Raw genomic sequence first — 23456 nt, forward strand, 5'->3', positions numbered from 1 at the left:
TTACACAGCCACCAACGCTCCATCCCTAAGCCGCAGCGTTTGCGAGCGCCCGGCTTTCAACGAAACGGGCAGGGAAGATTGCTTGGCGCGCAACAGCCATGTGCCCTCGCGACGGGCCATGAGCCGGCATTCTTCCAACGAGCCATTGCGCCAACGCAGATCCACACCCAACCCACCGCGGGCGCGCAGGCCCGAGATGGATCCTTGCGGCCACGCGCTCGGCAGCGCCGGAAGTAACAACACCTCATCCTCTCCCTTGGGTGTTTTCAAGCTCTGCAGCAGCATCTCCGTGACGCCCGAGGTGCCGCCGAAATTGCCGTCGATCTGGAACGGCGGGTGAGCGTCGAACAGGTTGGGATAGGTTCGCTCCGGACCCAGCAGCAATTTAAGAATCCGATGCGCGCGCTCGGCGTCGCGCAATCGCGCCCAAAGATTGAGCCGCCAGCCGATGCCCCAGCCGGTCGCTTCGTCGCCGCGAATCTCCAGCGTCTTGCGCGCGGCGTTGGCCAGCTGCGGCGTGTGATCGACACTGATCTGGCCGGAAGGGTACAGGCCATAGAGGTGCGAGACGTGACGGTGATGGATGTCCGGGACGTTCGCGTCCCAGTCTTCGAGCCATTCTTGCAGGTGGCCTTGCGCGCCGATCTGGTCCGGGGGTAACCGCTTGCGGGTCGCTTCGAGTTTGGTGATGAAATCTGCATCGCGCCCGAGAATTTTCGCCGCCTGCGCCGTGTTCGCAAACAGATCGCGCAGAATCTGATTGTCCATCGCCGGGCCGGGGGCGATGGACACCTCGTCGTGATGATAGTTTTCCGGCGACATGGAAGGATTGGTGACCAGCCACTTGCCGTTCGGATGCTCCACCAGGGTGTCGAGGAAGAACTCGGCGCTGGACTTCAGGATCGGATACACCGACTCGAGATAGCGCACGTCACGGCTGTAGTCGTAACGATCCCACAAGTGTAGGCACAACCAGGCGCCGCCGGTGGGCCACATTCCCCACTTGGTGCCGTCGATCGGCGCGGTCGCGCGCCATAGGTCGGTGTTGTGATGAGTGACCCAGCCACGAGCGCCATACATGGTGCGGGCGGTGCGTGTGCCCGTGACTGATATGTCTTTCACCATCGCGATCAAGGGCTCGACGCATTCGCCGAGATCGGTCGGCTCGGCCGGCCAGTAGTTCATCTCGGTATTGATGTTGATGGTGTATTTGCTGCCCCAGGGCGGGTTGAGCATATCGTTCCACAAGCCCTGCAAATTGGCGGCTTGCGTGCCGGGGCGCGAACAGGAGATCAACAAATATCGGCCGTACTGATAGTACAGAGCGGCGAGCGCGGGATCGTTACTGGTCATCGATTCGCGCACGCGAGCGTCTGTCGGCTTTTCGGCCGCCGGTGTGTGGCCGAGGTCGATCGAGACACGCCGGAACAAACGACGATGCTCGGTCTGATGCCGGGACAGCAGCTTGTCGAAAGCGTGTCCTTTCGCTTGTTCCAGCGCGGCGAGGTTCAATGCGGTGGGATCGCCATCGACGCTCTCGTAATTACGATAGCTGGTGGCCATAGCGACCAGGATGATCACACTGTCGGCGTCGCGAATGCTGACGGACTTGTCGCTCGATTTCTTGGTGCCCCCTTGGTTGAGCACGCGTGCGCGGGCTTCGTAAGTCAGCTTGCCAGCGATGCCATGTTGAGTGGAGTTGCGACCACGCATGACCACATCGCCATCGGGCAATGTTTGCAGCAGCAGGCCGGCGGGGGCGGGTGCTTTGTCATCGAAGACTATTGCGCCAATTCGTTTGGTGCGCGCCGGCGCTGTCCCTGTAGGCGGCTCAGCAGGCTGCGAGGGCGTGGGCCAATGAAAAGTGGCATCCACGTCGATGCTGCGAGGTTTGTCGGCGCTGAGTCTGATGACCAGCACGTTGTCAGGCGTGCTCGCAAAAATTTCGCGTGTGTAGGTGACATCGCCGGCAGTGAATCGCGTCGTGGCGAGTGCGCCGTCGATATCCAGACTGCGCCGATAACTCTGTGGCTCTCGCAACTCGGGGAAGGTGAGGCGCAGATCGCCGACGCTCTGATACGACATCTGCCGGAGCGGTTTAGCCATCACTTTCGCGGTCACCAGGTCGGTGGCCTTCTCGTATTCGCCAGCGAACACCAGCCTGCGAACTTCCGGCAGGGCGGCGCGTGCTTCGGGATTCACGGGATCGTAAGGACCGCCGGCCCACAGCGTGTCTTCATTGAGCTGCAGTCGCTCGCGCTCGACGCCGCCAAACACCATCGCACCGATGCGGCCATTGCCCACCGGCAATGCTTCGACCCACTCGGCCGCCGGCTGGTCGTACCACAACAGATTCTGAGTACTCGAAGCCGCTCGTTCACCGCTCGCCGAACGGGAGATTGTGGGTGCCAGCAGTGAAGCGGCCGCGGCTTGCAGCACCGTTCTTCGCGTAAAGGTCATGATCCCCCCGATGGCAGAAGACGCAGGAAATCATAACAGTTTCAAATATGCAACCGGTTTCATTAGTGAATATCGCTGCTCGGTCGCGAAGCGGGCGCGGTTGGATATACTCGCCCGCCGATGAGGGGGATGTCTGATGAAAACGAGACCATGGTGGCTGCTGAGCTGCGCGCTGCCACTAGCCTTGAGCGCGTGCAGTTCCGGCGGTGACGCCAAGCGTGGAGCAGAGCTGTACGCCAAAGAATGCGCGGCATGTCATTCGCTGACGGCGAACACGGATGCACCTTTGCACTGTGGGCTGATGGGCCGCAAGGCGGGCTCGGTGGCGGGCTTTCCGTATTCGGAGGCCATGAGGTCCTCCGGCCTGGTGTGGGACGAGAAGACGCTCGACGAGTTTCTCACCGCGCCCTTTGTGTTTCTGCCCGGCACGATCATGGGCTTCCCCGGATTTTCCGAAGCTGCCGAGCGTGCGGACGTGATCGCCTATCTGAAGCAGGCCAGCACCGATCCGAGCCAGTGCGCTAAGTGATTTTGTGACTGAATAGTTCGATCACCAGGATCTGCGCACGCTCGACCGCATCGAGACTGACGCTTGTCGCCGCATCGATCACGACGCAGTCTTCGGCGGCGAGAAGGGCTGAATCGTCGTCGGCGCGACATCGCAACTCGCCGCGCTGGCAGAAGATGATGGTCGGGCGTGCGTGTACTGCCAATTGCAGAGCACCTTCGACAGTGAGCCGCTGCACATCATGTCGCGAGCGATCACGGCGGCTCATCACGTTGAGGTCGACGATGGCGCCGTCGACCAACGTTGCGATCGTCGCTACCTCGCCATCGAATGTATGAGGTTCGGAATCTTCGAGCAGCGTGCGCGCGGGCGCATCGCCGATCTGCAGACGAATGCCCGCGCCGTCGATGACGCACAAAGTTCTTTGCACGCCGGGGAAAGAAGAGAAGGGCCCGTCCGTTGCAACCGTGGCCAGACTCAATCGCCAGTCGAGTGAATCGAGCGTCGCGCCAGCAGGCGAGATCATGATCTCGCGGGTCTCGCCGCCGCCGTTCTTCCACGGCATGCGGCGATAGTCCGTCGCCCGGAGCACTTTCATCGTCAGCCAAGGCTGGGCAGATCCAATCCCATCTTCTTCGCGTGTTCGATCGCGGACTCGTATCCTGCATCGGCATGTCGCATCACGCCGGAGGCAGGATCGTTCCACAGCACGCGACCGATGCGTTTCGCCGCGGCAGGCGTGCCGTCGCAGACGATGACCATGCCGGCGTGTTGCGAGTAGCCCATGCCCACGCCGCCGCCGTGATGGAACGAAACCCAGGTCGCGCCGGAAGCCGTGTTGAGCAGGGCGTTGAGCAGCGGCCAATCGGAGACTGCATCGGAGCCGTCCTTCATCGCCTCGGTTTCGCGATTGGGCGAAGCCACGGATCCGGAGTCCAGGTGATCGCGGCCGATGACCACAGGCGCGCTCAGCTCACCTGAAGCAACCATCTCGTTGAACGCGAGTCCTAGCCGATGACGTTCGCCGAGCCCCACCCAGCAAATGCGCGCCGGCAAGCCTTGGAACTTGATGCGCGCCCGCGCCATGTCGAGCCAGTTGTGAAGATGCTTGTCGTCGGGCAGCAGTTCTTTCACCTTGGCGTCGGTCTTGTAAATATCTTCCGGATCGCCGGACAGCGCTGCCCAGCGGAACGGTCCGACACCACGACAGAACAGCGGTCGAATATACGCCGGCACGAACCCGGGGAAGGCGAAGGCATCGGCGACGCCCTCATCGAACGCCACCTGGCGAATGTTGTTGCCGTAGTCGAAGGTTGGAATGCCCAGGTGATGGAACGCGAGCATCGCCTGCACGTGCACGGCCATGGATTTCTTCGCGGCGGCGGCGACACCTTCGGGATTGCTAACGCGCTCCGCATCCCAACGCTCGACAGTCCATCCGGTGGGCAAATAACCGTTGGTCGGATCGTGAGCCGAGGTTTGATCGGTGACGGCATGCGGCCGTACGCCTCGTCGGACCAGTTCGGGAAGAATCTCGGAAGCATTGCCACGCAGCGCCACCGACACGGCCTTTCCAGATCGGGTCGCCGTGTCCATCAGCTCCAGCGCTTCATCGAGATCGGCGGCCTGAACATCGATGTAGCCGGTGCGCAATCGAAAGTCGATGCTCGACTGGCGACACTCGATCGCGAGGCAACTCGCACCCGCCATGGTCGCCGCCAAAGGCTGTGCGCCTCCCATGCCGCCGAGGCCAGCGGTGAGAATCCACTTGCCCTTGAGATTGCCATCGTAGTGGCGTCGACCCATTTCGACGAACGTTTCGTACGTGCCTTGCACGATGCCTTGCGAGCCGATGTAGATCCACGAGCCGGCGGTCATTTGACCGAACATCATCAGGCCGCGGCGATCCAGCTCGTTGAAATGTTCCCAGGTGGACCAGTGCGGCACGAGGTTCGAATTGGCGAGCAGCACCCGAGGCGCATCCGGATGCGTACGAAACACGCCCACGGGTTTGCCGGATTGGATCAGCAATGTTTGATCGTCTTCGAGGCGCTTGAGCGTGGCGACGATCCGGTCGAAGCTCTCCCAGTCGCGCGCGGCGCGTCCGATGCCGCCGTAAACGACCAGTTCGCTCGGCCGCTCGCCGACTTCCGCATCCAGGTTGTTCATCAACATTCGCAATGGCGCTTCGGTCAGCCAGCTGCGAGCGTTGAGGGTTCTGCCGCGTGGAGCGCGGATCGTGCGCGATGTGTCGACTCGTGACATGGTCAGACTCCGCAAAGATTGGGAAGCTGCATTCCAGCCGCGGCGATGATGGCGCCGCTACGAACCAGCGAGGTGGCTGTCTCGATATCGGGATGCATGTAACGATCGTCCTCCAGCTTGCTCACGCGCTGACGCAGCGTGGCTCGAACTGCTTCGAGCGGCGGGCTGGAGGCCATCGGTGCATGGAAATCACAAGCCTGCGCGGCCGTCAGCAGCTCGATCGCGATCACCGCCGAGGCGTTATCGACCATCGACAGCAGTCGGCGCGCGCCATGCGCCGCCATGGAGACGTGGTCTTCCTGGTTTGCCGACGTGGGAATGGAATCCACGCTCGCGGGAAATGCCTTCTGTTTGTTCTCCGAGACCAGCGCCGCGGCGGTGACCTGAGGAATCATGAAGCCGGAATTCAGACCAGGGCGCGGGGTCAGGAATGCCGGCAGGCCAGACAACGCCGGATCGATGAGCATGGCGATGCGCCGCTCGGCAATCGAGCCGATCTCGCACAAGGCGATGGCAATCATGTCCGCCGCGAACGCGACGGGCTCGGCGTGGAAATTGCCGCCCGACAGCGCCTCGCCTTGTTCTGGAAATATCAAAGGATTGTCGGAGACGCCGTTGGCTTCGGTGTCGAGAAACGTCGCGGCCTGACGCAGCAGATCCAGACACGCGCCCATCACTTGAGGCTGGCAGCGCAAGCAATAAGGATCCTGCACGCGATCGTCATTCACCAGATGCGAGGCGCGCAGCGCGCTGCCTGCCATCAAGTCGCGCAAAGCGTCCGCGGCTTCGATCTGACCACGGTGTTTGCGAAGCAAATGGATGCGGTGGTCGAACGGCGTGTCCGAGCCACGGGCGGCATCGGTCGTGAGTGCGCCAACGATCAACGATGTTTGCAATGTGATTTCTGTTTCGAACAACGCGGCCAGTGCGACGGCCGTCGAGAATTGTGTGCCGTTCAGAAGAGCGAGTCCCTCTTTGGGACCGAGCACCAGCGGCTTGAGCCCAGCACGAGCCAGACCTTCCGCAGCGGGCAGGCGACCTTCTTTGGTGAACACCTCACCTTCACCGATCATCGTCGCTGTCATGTGCGCGAGTGGCGCAAGATCACCCGACGCACCGACCGAACCTTGCGAGGGAACGACTGGAATGACATCTCGCGCGAGCATCGTCTCCAGCAGATCGAGCGTCGAATTCTGCACGCCCGACGCACCCTGACCGAGGCTCGCGAGCTTCAATGCCATCATGAGCCGGGTGATATTGACGGGCAACGGCTCACCGACGCCCGCCGCATGCGACAGCACGATGTTCCGTTGCAGTTGGGCGAGGTCGGCGCTTTCGATGCGTACGCTGGCGAGTTTGCCGAAGCCCGTGTTGATGCCATACACGGGATGGCCATCGGCCACGATCCGGGAGATAACCTCGGCGCTGCGGGCCACGGCCACGCGGCATCCCGAGTCGAGGGTCGGCACAGCGCCGCGATAGATGGATCTCCAGTCGGCGAGTGTTGCCAGTCCGGGTTTCAACACAATCGACGTCATCGGTCTCTCCAGCGGCGGACTGTGGGCGTTAATGTATAGGCATAATGATCTAATGTATAGTCATAAAGCCGGCCCGCTCCTCAAGCAGGGCCGGCATACACATATATATGTGCATGCCAGCGGGTTTGTTGCCTGCGCGCGGCGGCGGGCCATGAAGGAATTGCGCACTTGAGACCAAAAGCAGTGTCCTTGCATCAACGCATGCTCTCGGACATCCAGCAGCTGATATTGACCGGCGCCTGGGCGGCGGGCAGCAGGATCCCGATCGAGCAGGAGTTGATGAAACAGTACAGCTGTTCGCGCATGACCGTGAGCAAGGTGCTGACTCAGCTCGCCAACGCGCGGATGATCGAGCGGCGTCGCAAGAGTGGCAGCATCGTCAGTCGCCCGCATGCGCAGTCGGCGGTGCTCACGATTCCCGACATCAAGAGCGAAGTAGTCGCGCTGGGCCTGGAATACAGCTTCGAGATTCTGCGCAAAGTGCGACGGCGCAGTAGCCCTGAAGAACGTGCAGTGCTCGGCGTCGAACGATCGATAACGGTGCTAGAGATCGCTTGCTGTCACTTCGCCGGCCCGCGGCCATTTTGTCTGGAGCAAAGGATCATCAATCTGGAGTCGGTGCCGGAGGCGGCCGATGAGAGCTTCGAGCAGATGGCGCCCGGCGCGTGGCTGCTTCAGCGCGTGCCATGGACATTGGCCGAGCATCGCATCCGCGCGGCCGAGGCCGATCCGGAGATGGCCAAGACGCTCAAGATCCGCGCCAGGTCGGCGGTGCTGACCATCGAACGAACGACTCGATCCGCCGAGGCCGCCACGGTGACGTTCGTGAAGCTCGCTTATCCTGCCGATCTGCACGAGCTCGTGGCAACATTCTCGCCGCCCGGGGAAATGCCGGGCGATAACGCGAAGCTCCATTCGCCGGGAAAGTGACAATGATCCACCGCTCGTTTCGTACTGTGGCCGCCATACTGATGCTGGCGCTGACGGCGGCCTGCTCGATGCCGGTGAAGCGGAGTGTCGACGAAGAGGCGGAAAAGCAAGCCATTCTGGCGGTCATCAGTCGCATGGAAGCGGCGTGGAATCGCGGTGACTTCCGGGGTTACATGGAAGGTTTCGCCAATCCCGACGTGATCTTCGTATCGCGCGGCCATTTTCAGAAAGACTGGCAGGGCACGCTCGATCATTACATCCGCGACTATGGCGAGTCGGTGGATACGCGCGGCAAGCTGCACTTCTTCGATATCAAAATCGAGCTACTGGCGCCCGACGCCGCCCAGCTCATCAGCCGTTATCGTCTGGAACGGCCGCGCAACGGGCAGGACGGCATCAACACTCGCTTGATGCGCAAGCGCGATGGCAAGTGGGTGATTGCCCTGAATCACGTCTCGTCGCGCGAAGTGCCCTGATCACTCCATGATCACTTCAGGTCGATGGTGCCCTCGTAGACCACTTTGAGCTTCACGCCGTCGACCTCGAGGGTCATGCGACAGGGCAGGGACTCGGTGCCTGAAATCGCGCCGTCGCGGAGCGCCGCCTCGACCGCGTGCTCGATCTCGCGCTGGGAGCCGACGCCGACCATTTTCAGAAACTTTCTGATGCTGATGTTGAAGGTGTCTTCGTTCATGTCGGTCTCCAGGGCTGTCTCCCGATTACACCCTTAAGCGATGCGCGGCCCGTCAGAGTTCCGTGGGACCAGCACGACGGGCTCGAGGTAGTGGATATCGCCGGGCTTGGCTTCGCCCCGCAGCAGGCGTAACAGACTTTGTCCGATGTGACGACCGTTATCGAACACGGCGTGGTCGATGGTGGTCAACGGCGGATCTGAGAACGCTGACGCGCTGGAGTTTCCGTAGCCAACGATGGAAACGGCCTTGCCCACTTCGATGCCCCGCTCACGACAAGCCGCAAGGGCGCCAACGGCCATCGCATCGGTGGCGCACACGATCGCCGTCGGCGGCGACGGCGAGCTCAGCAGCGAGCGACACATCGCATAACCGCTCATCTCGCTCAGATCGCCATTGCGCATCAGTAATTGATCGAGCGCAATGCCGTGTTTGGCGAGTGCGTTGGCATAGCCTTGCTCACGCAGACGCGCGAAGTAATATTCCAGCGGACCGTTCAATAAGGCGATCCGTCGATGGCCGAACTCGATCTGGCGCTCCGTGGCCAGAAAGAAAGCCTGTTCGTTATCTGTATCCACCCACGCATACGGCGCCGTGGTTTCCGTGCGTCCATAAGTAACAAAAGGAATGTGCGCCTTGCGGGCGAATACGACGCGAGGATCGTTGACTCTGGTGCGCACGATCAGCAGCGCATCGACCCAGCCGCCTTTGATGAAATTCTCATAGAGCGCGGTTTCGCGGACCGGATCGTTGCGTGTTTGCATCGTCGCGATCAGGGAATAACCGCCGACTTCCAACTCGGCCTCGACGCCGCCGAGCAGGCTCGACGCCACCGAGTCGACGAAACGGACCCCGTCGCCCGCCGAGGGCAAAATCACACCGACCAAAGAAGTCTTGCCGGATTTCAGCCGACGGGCGCCCGGATTCGGTCGGTAACCGATTTCACGCGCACGCTGAAAGATACGGTCGCGCGTGGCGGGCGCCACGTCGTCGTAACCGTTGAGCGCTCTCGATACGGTCGAGATCGACAGGCCGAGATCACGGGCGAGCAGCACGATCGACATACAACTCCGGGGCTTCCGGTCGGTCCACTGCGGCGCAGTTTAATGCACCTGCGCTCCGGGGCCGAAGCGGGCCTGCGGCGAAGCATAGCCTAAAGCGTTGACAAAAACGTTTTTGGAAGCCTAATCTGTGGTCAATCGCACCAGGTCCATGTCGGTGCGGGGCTGGCCGCACCGGGGGAATTCGCGCCGAACAAGACGCAACCGCCGGCGCGCTCGAATAATTTCAGCTCGGGGGATTCGTCCATGCTGACTCGGACCTGCCTCGCTTCCGTTGCCGTCTCACGGAAGCTCACTTCGCTCGCCTCGTTGTTTTTGTTGCCGCTGCCCGTCATGGCGCAGGAGGCCGAGACCCCGGACCGGGGCGCTGCAGCGGAGCTCGAGGAAGTGGTCGTGACAGGAACCAGCCTGGCGCGCACGGTGCTCGATACACCGCTCGCGGCGACCAGCATCGACGAAGATCGGTTGGCCAAGCTGACTGCGAACAGCCAGGCCGACATCCTGAACTCGGTGCCATCGATCAAGGCCGAGGGCGGCGGCGGCGAAGTGGCCGCCAATGTTTTCATCAAGGGACTGCCGTCCGGCGGTCAATATCAATTCACGCCGCTGGAGTACGACGGCATTCCGGTGTTCAGCTCGTTCGGTCTGAACTCTTCGGCGTTCGATGTTTATTACCGCAACGACCTGGGCATCGAACGTCTGGAGTTCGTGCGCGGCGGTGTTTCCAATCTGTTCGGCCCCGGCTCGGTCGCGGGTCTCATCAATTACATCAGTAAGACGGGCTCGGATACGCCGGAGGCGCAGGTCCAACTCGAGCTTGCGGATGAAGATCGCGCGCGCGGCGATTTCGCGTTCAGTGGGCCGTTGGGCGCCGGCTCCAACATGTTCTATGCGGTGTCCGGTTTCTATCGTTACGACGAAGGGCCGGTGAAAACCGGCAACGACACCGAAGGTTTCCAGCTGCGCGGCAATCTGAAGCGTGAGTTCGAAGACGGTTCCGGTTCGATCACCGTGTACGGTCAATACATCGACGATCAGGTGCAGTTCTATCTGCCGTTGCCGCTCGATGGATCGAGCCGCAGCCGTATCCGCGGCAACGACGGCAAGAAGGTGTACTCGGTGCAGACCGATCAGGTCGACGGCATGGGTTTCCAGACGCCCGATGGTCCGTTCCGCTCATCCATCGGCGATGGCGTAGTGACCGAGGGCGGCTCGATCGCCGTCGTGTTCGACAAGGAGTTCGGCGCAGGGTGGGGCGTCAATTCCAAGCTGAAATACGCCGATTACGATCACTCGTTCGATTTCTTCCTCGACGGCGATGGCGTCGTCAACGTTCCCGAGACGCAGGCGGCATTCATCGCGAATCGCAATCCGAATCGCGGACTGCCGGCCACCGCGACGCTCGCAAACTCGACGTTCACCTATGCCGACACGGGTGAGGTGCTGCCGGCGGATGCGCTGCTGTTCGCGAATCGATTCATCGACCGCGATCGTCCGGCGGACGATCTCACCGCCGAGCTCAACCTCACCAAGTCGCTGACGATGGGCGCTTTCGAGCACCGCCTGACGCTAGGCGGGTTTTATGGCAATGCCGAAGCGGAGGATTACAACGTAACGACCACGTACCTCGCGGACTTCCGGCGCGAAGCGCGGCTGGTGAATCTGGTGGTGCGCGACGCATTGGGGAATCCGACGACATACTCGCTCAACGGCTTGCTGAACGCCGGCAACGGCTACGTCAACAATCGACATGAAGTGACTCGCTACGCCGTGTATCTCGCCGATCAGCTGGAGAGCGATAAATTCATTTTCGATATCGGGGCGCGCTTCGAGCAGATCGATGGCGACATCCGTCGGGAACGCACGGCCACGTTCGTGACCGACAGCACGACACCGGGTCTCGCCCCAGCCTTGCGCGATGTGATCTGGGGCAACGATACATTCATCGATGCGAGCGTCGACACCAATGAGTGGGCTCTGGCGCTGGGCGCGTTGTACAAGCTCACCGATCAGGTCAGCCTCTATGTAAACGGCGCGCGCGGCTATTTCTTCCCAGAGATGCGGGCCGTGCAGATCAATACTCTCGGCCAGCCGCAGAGCTACACCGCGGAAATCATCAAGCAAGCGGAGCTGGGCGTGAAGTTCGCCGGCGAGCGATTCTCGGGAACGTTGGCGGCGCTCTATACGGATCTGAGCGATCGTCGCGCAGTCAGTTTCGTGAATGACCCCGCGACGGGTGGCGTGATCGAGCGGGTCAACATCGTCTCGACCGAATCGTACGGCGCGGAAGCCACGTTCGCGTTCAGAGTCGTCGGCGATCTCAGCTTCGAGGGGAATGTCACCTGGCAGGAGCACGAGTTCACCGAGTTCGATACCAACCCGGCCTTCATCGGCAACGAGCTGCTGCGCCAGCCGAACCTGCTCTACAACGCAGGTTTGTATTACGACGACGGCCGCTTCGACGCCGCGTTCTTCAACACGCACACCGGCAGCACCTACACGACCGAATCGAACGCCATCAAGCTGGACAGCTACGACGTGGCCCGCCTGGACTTCGGTTACACCTTCGAGATCGGTCAGCAGCGAGGGCGCGTCGGGCTGGACATTTATAACTTGTTCGACGACGACGGCATCACCGAAGGCTCGCCGCGCCAGGACATTTCGCAGACCACGGGCGGCGCGTACTTCGTCGGTCGACCGGTGCTGCCGCGTCGCTACACCTTCCGTCTGACCTTCAACTTCTGAGCTGCGACAGGAACCGATAGTGGAGACAGAGCTGGATCGTCGGGCGCGCGAGATTCTCGAGGGCAACGACCGCGGCGGTTACACAGTGCCGAACGGCAGGGTGTATCCGTTCCAGTGGAACTGGGATTCCGCGTTCGTTGCGCTCGGCTTCGCGAGCTTCGACCAGGATCGCGCCTGGCGCGAGATCGAGACGTTGTTTCAGGCGCAGTGGGCAGACGGTTTCCTGCCGCACATCGTGTTCTGGCGCGACGACGCAGGCTATTTCCCAGGACCGGCGGTCTGGGCTACGGGAAGAACACCCCCAACTTCTGGTATTACCCAGCCGCCGGTTGCTGCCAGCGTGATTCGTTCGCTGTGGGCGCGCGCGAAGGACAAGAAGGCGTTCCGGCCGCGACTCGAAGCGCTGTTTCCAAAGCTGCTCGCGTGGCATCGCTGGTTCGCGCAAGTTCGCGATCCGCTCGGGAAGGGACTGGTGGTCGCGACTCATCCGTGGGAGACCGGTCGCGACAACTCTCCTGAATGGGATGTTCCGTCACGGGTGATCGATACATCGCAAGTTGGCGAATATCAGCGTCGCGACACTACACACCTCGACCAAAGCGTGCGGCCGACCAAGCTCGAGTACGACCGCTATCTCGCGCTCGTGCAGTTCGGGCGTGGCACGGGTTGGGATCAGCAGCGCATCGCGCGGGAGAATCCGTTTCGAGTTGCCGACGTCGGCATGACCATGATCCTGCTGCGAGCCAATCGCGATCTGCTGGCGCTTGCCGAAGAGCTCGGGCGCAAGCAGGAGGCGGACGAGCTGCGGAAATTCATAGCCCGCTCCGAAGCTGGTGTCGGATATCTGTGGGATGAGCAGCGCCAGAGCTACTGCTCGCGTGACGTGATTACGGGGCAGTCCTCCGGATTTGTCACGAGCGCGTCGTTTCTTTCTTTCTATGCAGGCGTTCGTCACCAAACTCGCGATCAGAAAATGCTGGCGCAGCTCGAGCGCATCGCGGGGGCGGCGAAGTATCTCATGCCCAGTCTCGATCCGGAGGATCCAGGGTTCGATTCCATTCGATACTGGCGCGGCCCCGTGTGGGCGGTCGTCAACTATCTCATCGCCACCGGGTTGTCGGATGCGGGACACACGAGTTGGGCGCATCGGGTTCGACGCGATACTCGCGCTTTGATCGAGGGCGCGGGATTCTTCGAGTCCTACTGCCCGATCACCGGTCGCGGCACGGGCGGCGGCGATTTTTCATGGACGGCCGCGATGTGGTTGCATTGGGCTCGGCACGAGTAACAGGGGAGGGACTCATGAGCGTCGCTGAGATGCCCGCGCTGGCCGAACGCCGCTGGTCCGTCGACAACTATCCCTGGATGTTGATCGGCCTGCTGTGGGTGGTCGCGTTTCTGAACGCGTCCGACCGGTCCATTCTGGTCGCGGTCATGCCTCAGTTGCGGCAGGAGTTCGGTCTGACGCCGGAGCAACTCGCGCTGATCAACTCGACGTTCTTCTGGGTCTATGCAGTCGCGGCGTTCGTGTTCGGTCGGCTCGGCGACGGCACGCGTCGCTCGTGGGTGATCATCGGCGGGCTCGCATTCTGGAGCGTCGCGACGTGCGCGGTGTCACTTTCCGTCGGCTTCGCCATGCTCATGGCCTTCCGAAGTCTGGTCGCTCTCGGCGAGGCAACTTATTACCCGACGGCCACCGCTCTGATCAGCGACTGGCATCGCTCCGAAATGCGTAGTCGGGCGCTATCGATTCACCAGACGGCGGTGCTGGCCGGCACGGGCTTCGGTGCGCTCGCTGCAGGTTACATCGCGGATCGCTATGGATGGCGCGCGGCGTTTGTGATTTTCGGCGCGGTCGGCCTCGTGTGGTGTTTGCTGTTGCTGAAAGTGTTACGGGACGCGCCGGTGCGTGCCGCTCCGGCGCAGCGTTCGCTATTGGGGCCGCTGCGAATCGTGGTCAGCAAGCGACCGGCGCTCATGCTCTGTGCCGTGTTCTTTCTGGCCAATGGCGCGTCGACGGGAGTCACGGTCTGGGCGCCGACGTATGTGCACGATGCGTTGGGTCTCGATCTGGCCAGCTCGGCGTTCTATGGCGCGGCGACCATCAGCATCGCGGCGTTTTTTGCCGTGCCCGTCGGCGGGTTTCTCGCCGATGCTTTGGCGGGCAAGACGCCGATCGGTCGCTTTTATATGTTGGCCATCGGGCTCACGCTGGCGGGCGTGCTCTTGATGCCTTTGATCACTGCGGGATCGGCGGCCACCATCGGCCTGGTGCTGCTCACGTCGAGCTTCGGCAAAGGCTTGTTCGATGGATGTATCTACGCAGCGATGCACGACGTCATGCCTCGCGAGGCGCGCGCCAGCGCCGTTGGGCTCATGACCATGTGTGGCTTCATCGGCGCGGGTTTGACGCCTCTGCTCGTTGCTGTTGCGGCCAGGACCTTCGGGATGGCGGCCGGGCTCACCTCGTTGTGCGTTCTATATTTCATCGCCGTTGGGATCCTGCTGATGACCCGCGGCGTGACCCATCGCGTCGTCGTCCAAGAGCGTGCAGTCGAAATGAGCAACGTGGCATGAGCGCTTCACAGCCCAGCGCATTGGTTCTCAACGCGCCGCGCACGCTTGCGTTCGTACCGCTAGAAGCGGCGCCGCTCACTTCGGAGCAGGTCCGAATCCGAACGTTATTCTCCGGGGTTAGTGCCGGCACGGAGTTGTCACAGTACCGCGGCACGAATCCGTTCATGCATCGGCGCTGGGACGAAAGTTCACGATTGTTTGTGGCCGCCGATTCGCCCAGCTGGCCGTATCCCGTGCGCAATCTGGGGTACGAGGAAGTGGGCGAGATTGTTGAAGTCGGCGGCGCGGTCGACGATCTCCGGGTGGGGCAGAGGGTGTTTGGCACCTGGGGCCATCGCACACATCACATCGCTCAGCGTGATTTCGTTCGCGACCGATTGCTGCCTGTTGGCGCTGATGCTCGCATCGGAATCTTCTCGCACATTGGCGCGGTGGCGCTGAACGGCGTGCATGACGCCGGCATTCGGATGGGCGATCTCGTCGCCGTGTTTGGATTGGGCGTTCCCGGGCAAATCGTGGCGCAGGCTGCGCGAGCTTCGGGAGCGACTGTCGTCGGGGTCGATCCGGTGAAGGACCGTCGTGACATGGCGATCGCGCTCGGGGCAGATCGCGTGCTCGATCCCCGAGAAGGCTCCGTCGCTGAACGAATCAAAGCCGACACGGGCGGGCGCGGCGCTGACGTTTGCATCGAAGTGTCCGGCGCGTCGACGGCGCTCGCCGAGGCCATTCGCACGGTCGCCTATTCGAGCCGCGTCGTCGCCATGGGGTTCTTCCAGGGCGAGGCGCGCGGGCTGCAACTGGGCGAGGAGTTTCATCACAATCGCATCGAGCTGGTGTGCTCGCAGATTTCGGGCGTGGCACCGGCCGCGAGTCATCGCTGGTCGAAACTGCGGCTATGGCAGACCGCGATTCGCTTGCAGCACGAGGGCCGTTTGAACTTGCTGCCGCTCATCACTCATACAGTGCCGTTTACAGAAGCGCCGGCCTTGTTCGAGCGCATCGATGCCGGCGAGCCGGGGATGCTGCAATCGATGTTGACCTTTGGGACCGATGCATGAGCCTGCTGCGCGTCGGTTTGCTCGGCTGTGGGGGCATCGCCAAGCGTCATGCTACGGCGATTGCAGGTCTATCCGATCGGATGGAGCTCGTGGCCTGTTGTGGCCGGGATGAAAGCAAAGTCGCCGCGTTTGCCGAGGAGTTCGGCGCGACGCCGCACACTGACCTGCGACAGATGCTCGACGCGTCGAAACTGGATCTGGCGATCGTGGCATTACCGCCCTACGCCCATACGGGGCAGGTCGAAACGATTGCAGCCGCGGGCGTGAATTTGCTCGTGGAAAAGCCGATCGCCCTTGACGTTCAGCGTGCCGATGCAATGGTTGAGGCCGCGCGCAACGCCGGAGTGATCGCGGCCTGCGGTTTCATGTATCGCTTCGGCGATGCGGTCGTGCGCTGGGACCATGCGAGAGCGGCTGGCGAAACGGGTCGAGTTGGAATGTTCGTGGGGCAGTTTCATTGCAATTCGCTGCATGCCGATTGGTGGCGGGAACGTGCGAAGTCCGGCGGCCAGATGGTCGAGCAGCTGATTCACATCGTTGATCTAGCGCGCTATCAGTTGGGGCAGCCGCAAACCGTTTATGCGCGGGCGGCAAATTTCTTTCATCGAGACGTTGCCCGCTATGACAGCGACGACTCGAGCGCCATCGTCCTCGGCTACGACGACGGGCGCGTCGCAGTGCTGAATGCAACCAACGGCGCTATTCCTGGTCGTTGGGACAAGCTGTGGCAAATCGTCGGCGAGCGCATGACAGGCCGGTTCACCGGATGGAATGCGGCCGTGTTGACGCATACCGATGACGTGCGCAGCGAAACCATAGACACGCAGACCGATGTGTTTGTCGCGCAGCTCGCTGACGTGTGTGCAGCGATTCGCGGCCGGCGTGCGCCCCGTGTTCCGTTGGCGGACGGAGCTGCGACATTGCGCATCGTGCTTGCGGCCTGGGAGTCGGTGAAGACAGGTCGTGAGATTCGGTTATGAGCTCGACTGAGGCGTCTGCGGTCGGACGCCAGGCCGCGCTGGCTTCGGGCTACCCGTGGTTGCTGATCGGGTTGCTCTGGCCCGTGGCGTTTGTGACTTCCGCGGGCCGCTCGACATTGATCGCCGTGATGCCTCAGCTGCGTGAGGAGTTCACGCTGAGCGCGACTCAGTTGGCATTGGTCAACTCGGCCGCGTTCTGGATTTACGCGATTGGCGCGTTCCTGTTCGGTCGGCTCGGCGATGGTTCGCATCGATCGCGATTGATCGTCTTCGGGCTCGTGTTCTGGAGCGTGGCTACGGGGCTCACGTCGGTGTCGACGGGGCTTGCGCTTCTGATCGCGTTGCGTGGGCTGGTGGCGATTGGCGAAGCCAGTTACTACCCGACGGGTACGGCGCTCATCAGCGATTGGCATGCCGTGAAGATGCGCGGCCGAGCGCTGTCGGTGCATCAGACCGGCGTCTTCGCTGGAGCGAGCGTCGGTGCATTGAGCGCTGGCCTGATCGCCGACCGCTTTGGATGGCGGGTGCCGTTTGTGATTCTCGGCTCGGTCGGCATGGTCGTTTGCGCTGTGCTGTTCAGATCGCTGCGGGACGCGCCACACGGCCAACCGGCGACGGCGGTGAGCGAGCCGGCGAACGATGGTCCGTTACGAATGGTGTTGAAGCGGCCGCCGGCGTTGTATGTATGCGCTGTGTTCTTTCTTGCGAGCGGGGCGGGGGCGGGCATCGCTGTTTGGGCGCCGACCTTTCTGCACGATACGCTCGGCCTCGATCTGGCCGGCTCGGCGCTGTATGGATTGGTGATGATGAACATCGCAGGTCTGGTGTTCGTGCCGCTTGGGACTCTGCTTGCGGAGCGATTCGCGGTGCGTACGCCGATGGGACACTTCTATACGCTCGCGATCGGACTCGCGCTCGCAGGCTTGCTCCTTCTGCCGCTAGTGGCGGCGAAGTCGGCGCTGGGCGTGGGTTGGGTGTTGCTCGCCTCTAGCGCTGGAAAAGGATTGTTCGATGGTTGTATTTACGCAGCCATGCACGACGTGGTGCCACGCCGAGCGCGTGGGACTGCCGTTGGATTGATGACGATGATCGGATTCTGTGGCGCAGGGTTGATGCCTATATTCGTGGCGCAGGCGAGCGGCGTGGTCGGAATGGCAGCGGCCATGACGTCCATGGCTGTTCTCTATTTCATCGCCGCCGTTTTGCTCCTGGCCACACGGGCGTCGACGCGAAACATGATCCTCGAGACCCGTCACAGCGAGAGTCACTCGTGATGCCACAGGTGCCTACATTCCTTGCCCACGATGCTTGCCTGAGCGCTGCCGGCATGCTGCTCGGAGAGTTGTCGCCGCTGATCAACGGAGCGCTGGTTCGATGCCATGCGCCCGATGTCGAAGCGACCGCGACCGGCTGGACGTTGACCTGGCCCATTCATGACGGCGTCGGCACCAGGTTCATGCTGGCGATTGCGCGTGACGCTGAAGGATTGCGAATCGATATGTCACTGGAGGCGGTGGCCGGAGGCACGCTCGAACCCCTCGACTCGCTCGGCCTGCGGATCGGGCGCGTCGCGAACGTTCACCGATATCTGCGCAACGGCTACATGAGTTGGGACGGCAGTTATTTCATCGAGCCGGACAGTGGACGCGGTGTCGTGGATTCCGATCCGGGCGCGCTTACGGGCCATGCGGCGACGGCGCTCGTGGGGCGCGGTGGCGCGGCCGCAGTGCTTGGATTCCTCAGACACGATCGATTCCAGAGTCGCTTCAGATTTGCGTTTGCGCAAGGACCACTGTCCATCGATGTGGAAACCTTGATCGACCAAGTGCCGCATGCGCAGCGAGTCGCGGCGGAGACTCTGGTTCTGCTCGAAGGCGACGCTGTCGAAGAGACGCTGCGTCGCTGGGCGCGTGAAGTGGCCGCGGCCTCGCCTCAGCCGCCGCGCCTGCGATCGAAACGAATCTCCGGCTGGTGCTCCTGGTACAACTTGTACGCATCCATCAGCGAGGACGTGATCCTCGAACACCTGCACGCGGCAGCGAGCTTCCGCGATCGGCATGGCATCGATCTCGAAGTATTTCAGATGGACGACGGCTTCACGCCCGAAATGGGAGATTGGCTGGAGGTGAAGCCACAGTTTCCGCGTGGCCTCGAGCCTTTGCTCGGTGACATCCGCGCCGACGGCTTTGTGCCCGGGCTGTGGATTGCGCCGTTGATGATCGGCAATCGCAGCCGTCTCTACGCGGAGCATTCGGATTGGGTCGTGAAGGAGCGTGCGACCGGCTTGCCATTGGCGCAGATGAAATTCTACGGCGAGTTCCGGTGGCACAAGCGCAGCGAGGAATATTACATCCTCGATGTCACGCATCCCGAGGCGCAAGCGTACCTTCGCAAGGTTTTCAGGACGTGGCGGCAGTGGGGTTGCGGATATTTCAAAACGGACTTCATGCATTTCGGCTGCGACTACGGGCCGCGGCAGGCTCGCTGGCACGAGTCGGGGCTGTCGCGGATCGAAATCTGGATGCGCCTGGTGCGACTCATTCGTGAGGAGATCGGCGACGCGCTGTGGCTGGCGAGCGGTTCGCCGATCTGGGCGCCGGTCGGTTGGGTCGACGCCGTGCGCATCGGTCGGGACATCGGCGTCTCCTGGAAAGGTCATTACTCCGCAGAGTCGCTGCTGCGAGATCAGACGACGCGCAACTTTGCGAACGGACTGTTCTGGCAGTCGGATCCGGACTGCATCCTGCTGCGCGATCGATTCCACGAGCTCGCGGATGACGAAGTACGGTCGTTGGCGACGTTCGCGGCCCTTGCGGGCGGCGTGCTCATGACGAGCGACCAACTCTCGGAAGTTCCCGAGGCGCGCGGCAAGCTGTTCGCTGAACTCGCGAGGATTACGGAGCCGATGCCTTGTGACTTTCCGCTGCTAGGCGAGGACTCCCTACGCCATCGAATAAGTGTCGCGCATACCGGCAAACCCATGGTCGTGTCCGAGGGCGATCCGGTGCTCGTACAGCGAGTACGGCAGCCCGATGGCGCGGTCCTGATCAATCTTTTCAATACGGGGGACTACGAAGCCGACCGTCTGGTCGAATGGCGGTGGGCGGGGCTGAGTGGCGCTCTCGATGTGAAGTCGCTGGATGCGAGCGGCCGCTGCGAGCAGACGGGATCGGGCGTGCACGTCGTGTTACGTCCGCACGCGTCCTGCCGGCTGCGGTTCGCGTCCAAGAATGATTCGAGGTAACTGTCATGAGCGCAGAGCTGACTGAGGTCGAGCGAGAGTTTTATCTGGAGCAGGGTTATCTGCACGTCCAAGGATTGCTCACTCCGGAGGAGGCGGCGGCGTATCGAGCGGAGTGCCATCGCCTGGCGGAGCGCACCGGCAATACCGATGCAACGTGGACCAGCGTGCGGGATACGTCAGAGGGCCAGAAGCCACGGCTGTCGCATTGTCATGATGTGCATTTCTATTCCGCTGCCTTCACGCGGCTGCTCGTCGATGAGCGCCTCATGCGAGTGGCGACGGGAATCATCGGGCCGAACGTTCAACTGCATCACACCAAGATGTTCATCAAGGCGCCCGAGAAGGGCTCGCCGTTTCCGATGCACCAGGACTACCCCTATTTTCCGCATCAGAACCATTCGATGATCGCGGTGATCGTGCACTTCGACGATGCGCCGGTGGAGAAGGGCTGCCTGCGCGTCGTGCCGGGTAGTCACAAGCTGGGGCCGCTGGAGAGCGTCGGGGCGGATCATCATCTGCCCACGGATCGCTATCCCATCGAGGATGCGTTGCCGGTGCCCGCGCGGGCGGGCGATGCGATTTTCATGTCCTATCTGCTGGTGCACGGATCGGGCGTGAATCGCTCGCAAGAGCCACGCACGACCGTGCTGATCCAGATGCGGGATCCGACGGATATTCCGTTGAACGAGCGACACAGTTCGCGCGGCCAGGGAATGATGCTGGCCGGCATCGATCCGCGCGAATCGAAGTTCGAGTTTGCCTGGGAGCGCCAAACCACCCGCACCTGAGAGCGGCGGCCTCGCAGAGCCGCCGCTCTCTTGGACTAGAGCGTGGTGTCTATGCTGTTGTTGGTCAATAACGACGCCAGGCTCAGTCCGGTGACACCGGTCAACACGACAAAGTCCTCGAAACCGTGAGCGGCTCCGGCGCCGTCGCGGTCGATGCTGAGAATGGAATTGCCGCCACTTTCGCGGATGTCGAGATAATCGCCGACATTGCCGGTATTGATGGCGGGCGCTCCAATCAATAGATCGCCGATGTCGAGAACGTCGCCCCCGGAACCCTGCGCAAGAGAATCGAAGTCCATGATCGAATCGACCGAACGGGCGTCTTCGCCTAGAAAACGATAGGTATCGCTGCCGATGCCGCCGGTGAGGCTGTCTATGCCTGCCCCGCCGACCAGTACGTCGTTGCCGGCTCCGCCGTTCAACGTGTCGTTGCCGCCGCCACCGTGCAAGACGTTGTTGCTCGCATTGCCGGTGAGAGTGTTGTTGCCGTTGCCACCGATGACGCCTTCCATGTTCGAGTAGGTATCCGTGCCGTTGATGGTCGCCGTGCCGGATCCGCCAGCGCCCAGCGTGAACGAGTAGCCGGTGGCGATTTCGGAGAAGTCCAGCAGATCGGTGCCGGCGCCGCCATTTAGTATGTCGTTGCCGCCGTTGCCGCGGATGGTGTCGTTGCCGTTGCTGCCGGTGAGCGTGTCGGCGGAGGAGCCGCCGATGACGCCTTCCACGTTCTTGTATCCGTCTGTGCCGATGCCTGCTACGGCGCCGGTTGTCCATGTCTGGTTGGCCGCGTTGGCGCTGTTCACGCCTTGGTTGAGCGTCAAGGTGATGGAGCCCGACGCGTCGGAGAGATCGAGCAGATCGATGCCTGCGCCGCCGTCGATGATGTCGTTGTTGCCACCGCCCCGGAGCACGTCGTCGCCGTTGCCGCCGATCAAGGTGTCGTCCTGAGCGCCACCGATGAACGTATCGGGCGACACGCCGCCGCCGGTGAACGTGTCGTTGTTGCTGCCACCGTCCAGGTAGGATGCCTGGTAAGTGGCCGCCGATAAGTTCACGGTCGAGGAGCCGTTGGTGCTCACAATATTCACGGTGACCGTGGCGGTGCTGGTCCCCAGCGGCGTTCCACTATCCCCGACGGTATAGGTGAAGGCGCCCGAAGCGGCGTTGCTGCTGTTGAATGTGATCGTGCCATTCGAGTTCAACACCAAGCCGGACACGCCGCCCGTGGCGGAGCCTACCGATGTGATCGTCAGCGCCGGGCCATCCGGATCGAAATCATTGCCCAGCAGGGCGCTGATCGGGATGGTGATGGCGTTCGTGTTGTTCGAAACATAGACGACGTCGTTCGTCGCGACCGGCGCGTCGTTGATTGCGCTGACGACTATCGACACCGAGTCGTTATCGCTCAGCGCGGGACCGGCGCCGTTGTTGCCTCCATCGTTTGTTTCGACGGTCAGGGTGTCATTGCCGTTGAAGTTGAAAGTGGGCGTGTAGGTCACCGCATTGGCCGCTGCAAGCAGCGCGTTGACTGCTGCCACCGTGCCTGTGAGTGTGACATCAGCCGTGCCGTTTCCGGCGCTCGTCACGCCGGGGCCGCTCGCGATAGTTAGCGTACCGTGCGCGACGGAGAGCGACATCGTTACGTTGCTCGAGCCGGCATCCACGTCGGTGATGCTGAGCCCGGTGATGACTTTGCTGGCGCCTTCGGTGGTCGTCAGCGGGCCAGCGGGCACGGTGTTCACTGGGGCGTCGTTGGTACCAGTGACGGTGATGGTCAGCGTCGCGCTGCTGCTCGCGCCGTGTTGATCGGTCACGGTGTAGTTGGCGATCACGTTCTGGGTGGCGCCAGGCGCCAGCAGCTGGTACGCGGCGTGGTTCGGGTTGAAGCTGTAGCTGCCGTTGGCGTTGAAGATGAGACCAGCGGGGGCAGGACCGTCGAGCGCGTAGCTGAGGACTGCGCCGTCGTCCACGTCGCTGTCGTTGGTGGCGACTGTGCCGTTGATGACCGCACTGTCTTCCGTCGCGCTGTTCACATCGGCCACTGCGACTGGCGCATCGTTCGTGCCGGTCACTGTGATGGTCAGCGTGGTGCTGCTGCTTGCGCCGTGCTGATCCGTGACGGTGTAGCCGACGATCACGTCCTGCGTTGCTCCAACTGCGAGATGCTGATATGCCGCGTGGCTCGGATCGAAGCTGTAGCTTCCGTCGGTGTTGAAGATGAGTCCGGCGGGCGCAGGCGCATCCAGCGCGTAGCTCAACACGGCGCCGCCATCTACATCGCTGTCGTTCGTGGCCACTGTGCCCACAATAGCTGAACCATCTTCCGTAGCACTGTTCGTGTCGGCGACTGCGACTGGAGCATCGTTCGTGCCGGTTACGCTGATGGTCAGCGTGGCGCTGCTGCCCGCACTGTGCTGATCTGTCACGGTGTAGCTAACGACGACGTCTTCCGTCGCACCGGCGGCGAGGTGCTGATAGGCGGCGTGGCTCGGGTCGAAGCTGTAGCTGCCGTTGGTGTTGAAGATTAAGCCGGCGGGGGCGGGCGCATCGAGCGCGTAGCTCAACACCGCGCCGTCATCCACGTCGCTGTCATTGGTGGCGACGGTGCCG

At 62.3% G+C, this 23456-nt stretch carries 18 protein-coding genes; 11 read left to right on the forward strand and 7 right to left on the reverse strand.

Features of this window, described 5'->3' with window-relative positions:
* A complete protein-coding gene (locus tag VGD45_RS06920) occupies nucleotides 1-2460 on the reverse strand; it encodes a glycoside hydrolase family 95 protein (protein ID WP_331154544.1) in 2460 nt (819 codons plus the stop codon).
* Nucleotides 2461-2596: 136 nt separating this feature from the next.
* Between VGD45_RS06920 and VGD45_RS06925 the strand changes: the two genes are divergently transcribed.
* Complete coding sequence (locus VGD45_RS06925; protein ID WP_331154545.1) at nucleotides 2597-2989, forward strand: c-type cytochrome; 393 nt, start codon at nucleotides 2597-2599, stop codon at nucleotides 2987-2989.
* Here VGD45_RS06925 and VGD45_RS06930 read toward each other — a convergent pair.
* From VGD45_RS06930 to hutH, 3 genes are read right to left on the reverse strand one after another with little or no spacing between them, the layout of a single operon-like run.
* Nucleotides 2982-3566 carry a HutD family protein gene (locus tag VGD45_RS06930; protein WP_331154546.1) on the reverse strand — a complete coding sequence of 195 codons (585 nt, stop codon included), beginning with the start codon at nucleotides 3564-3566 and terminating at the stop codon, nucleotides 2982-2984. The two genes, VGD45_RS06925 and VGD45_RS06930, sit on opposite strands and share 8 nt — an antisense overlap.
* A gap of 2 nt (nucleotides 3567-3568) precedes the next feature.
* Entirely contained in the window at nucleotides 3569-5233 is a 1665-nt protein-coding gene (gene hutU / locus VGD45_RS06935) for a urocanate hydratase (protein ID WP_331154547.1), read from the reverse strand.
* A 2-nt stretch (nucleotides 5234-5235) separates the two neighbouring features.
* Nucleotides 5236-6771 (reverse strand): histidine ammonia-lyase, encoded by a 1536-nt coding sequence (gene hutH, locus VGD45_RS06940; protein ID WP_331154548.1) that lies wholly within the window; start codon nucleotides 6769-6771, stop codon nucleotides 5236-5238.
* A 168-nt stretch (nucleotides 6772-6939) separates the two neighbouring features.
* Between hutH and VGD45_RS06945 the strand changes: the two genes are divergently transcribed.
* Both VGD45_RS06945 and VGD45_RS06950 read left to right on the forward strand, forming a co-directional pair.
* Nucleotides 6940-7701 carry a UTRA domain-containing protein gene (locus VGD45_RS06945; RefSeq protein ID WP_331154549.1) on the forward strand — a complete coding sequence of 254 codons (762 nt, stop codon included), beginning with the start codon at nucleotides 6940-6942 and terminating at the stop codon, nucleotides 7699-7701.
* A gap of 68 nt (nucleotides 7702-7769) precedes the next feature.
* Nucleotides 7770-8177: a nuclear transport factor 2 family protein gene (locus tag VGD45_RS06950; RefSeq protein WP_414717561.1), complete on the forward strand. Its 408-nt coding sequence runs from the start codon at nucleotides 7770-7772 to the stop codon at nucleotides 8175-8177.
* 11 nt (nucleotides 8178-8188) lie between these two features.
* Here the strand turns inward: VGD45_RS06950 and VGD45_RS06955 are convergent, their stop codons facing one another.
* Nucleotides 8189-8395: a DUF6494 family protein gene (locus VGD45_RS06955; RefSeq protein WP_331154551.1), complete on the reverse strand. Its 207-nt coding sequence runs from the start codon at nucleotides 8393-8395 to the stop codon at nucleotides 8189-8191.
* A 33-nt stretch (nucleotides 8396-8428) separates the two neighbouring features.
* Complete coding sequence (locus VGD45_RS06960; protein ID WP_331154552.1) at nucleotides 8429-9457, reverse strand: LacI family DNA-binding transcriptional regulator; 1029 nt, start codon at nucleotides 9455-9457, stop codon at nucleotides 8429-8431.
* 243 nt (nucleotides 9458-9700) lie between these two features.
* Here VGD45_RS06960 and VGD45_RS06965 point away from each other — a divergent pair, with 243 nt between their 5' ends.
* Genes VGD45_RS06965 through VGD45_RS07000 form a run of 8 tightly spaced genes read left to right on the forward strand, consistent with a single transcriptional unit; the run spans nucleotide 9701 to nucleotide 20846 of the window.
* The gene (locus VGD45_RS06965; protein ID WP_331154553.1) at nucleotides 9701-12199 is read left to right on the forward strand and encodes a TonB-dependent receptor; all 2499 of its coding nucleotides are present in this window, start codon (nucleotides 9701-9703) and stop codon (nucleotides 12197-12199) included.
* A gap of 19 nt (nucleotides 12200-12218) precedes the next feature.
* The gene (locus VGD45_RS06970) at nucleotides 12219-13487 is read left to right on the forward strand and encodes an MGH1-like glycoside hydrolase domain-containing protein (protein WP_331154554.1); all 1269 of its coding nucleotides are present in this window, start codon (nucleotides 12219-12221) and stop codon (nucleotides 13485-13487) included.
* Between the two features lie 14 nt (nucleotides 13488-13501).
* Nucleotides 13502-14776, forward strand: a complete 1275-nt coding sequence (locus VGD45_RS06975; protein ID WP_331154555.1) for an MFS transporter — start codon at nucleotides 13502-13504, stop codon at nucleotides 14774-14776.
* Nucleotides 14773-15834: a zinc-binding alcohol dehydrogenase gene (locus VGD45_RS06980; RefSeq protein ID WP_331154556.1), complete on the forward strand. Its 1062-nt coding sequence runs from the start codon at nucleotides 14773-14775 to the stop codon at nucleotides 15832-15834. Before VGD45_RS06975 ends, VGD45_RS06980 begins: the two co-directional genes overlap by 4 nt.
* Nucleotides 15831-16814, forward strand: coding sequence for a Gfo/Idh/MocA family oxidoreductase (locus tag VGD45_RS06985; RefSeq protein ID WP_331154557.1), 984 nt, complete (start codon nucleotides 15831-15833; stop codon nucleotides 16812-16814). The genes VGD45_RS06980 and VGD45_RS06985 overlap by 4 nt, the downstream gene beginning before the upstream one ends.
* A complete protein-coding gene (locus tag VGD45_RS06990) occupies nucleotides 16811-18088 on the forward strand; it encodes an MFS transporter (RefSeq protein WP_331154558.1) in 1278 nt (425 codons plus the stop codon). Before VGD45_RS06985 ends, VGD45_RS06990 begins: the two co-directional genes overlap by 4 nt.
* Entirely contained in the window at nucleotides 18088-20058 is a 1971-nt protein-coding gene (locus VGD45_RS06995; RefSeq protein WP_331154559.1) for a glycoside hydrolase family 36 protein, read from the forward strand. The genes VGD45_RS06990 and VGD45_RS06995 overlap by 1 nt, the downstream gene beginning before the upstream one ends.
* 5 nt (nucleotides 20059-20063) lie before the next feature.
* The gene (locus tag VGD45_RS07000) at nucleotides 20064-20846 is read left to right on the forward strand and encodes a phytanoyl-CoA dioxygenase family protein (protein ID WP_331154560.1); all 783 of its coding nucleotides are present in this window, start codon (nucleotides 20064-20066) and stop codon (nucleotides 20844-20846) included.
* A gap of 35 nt (nucleotides 20847-20881) precedes the next feature.
* Here VGD45_RS07000 and VGD45_RS07005 read toward each other — a convergent pair.
* Nucleotides 20882-23456 (reverse strand): Ig-like domain-containing protein (locus VGD45_RS07005; RefSeq protein ID WP_331154561.1); only part of this gene is annotated, 2575 nt, incomplete at its 5' end.

The sequence above is a fragment of the Steroidobacter sp. genome (genome assembly GCF_036402275.1).
Lineage (GTDB): Bacteria > Pseudomonadota > Gammaproteobacteria > Steroidobacterales > Steroidobacteraceae > Steroidobacter.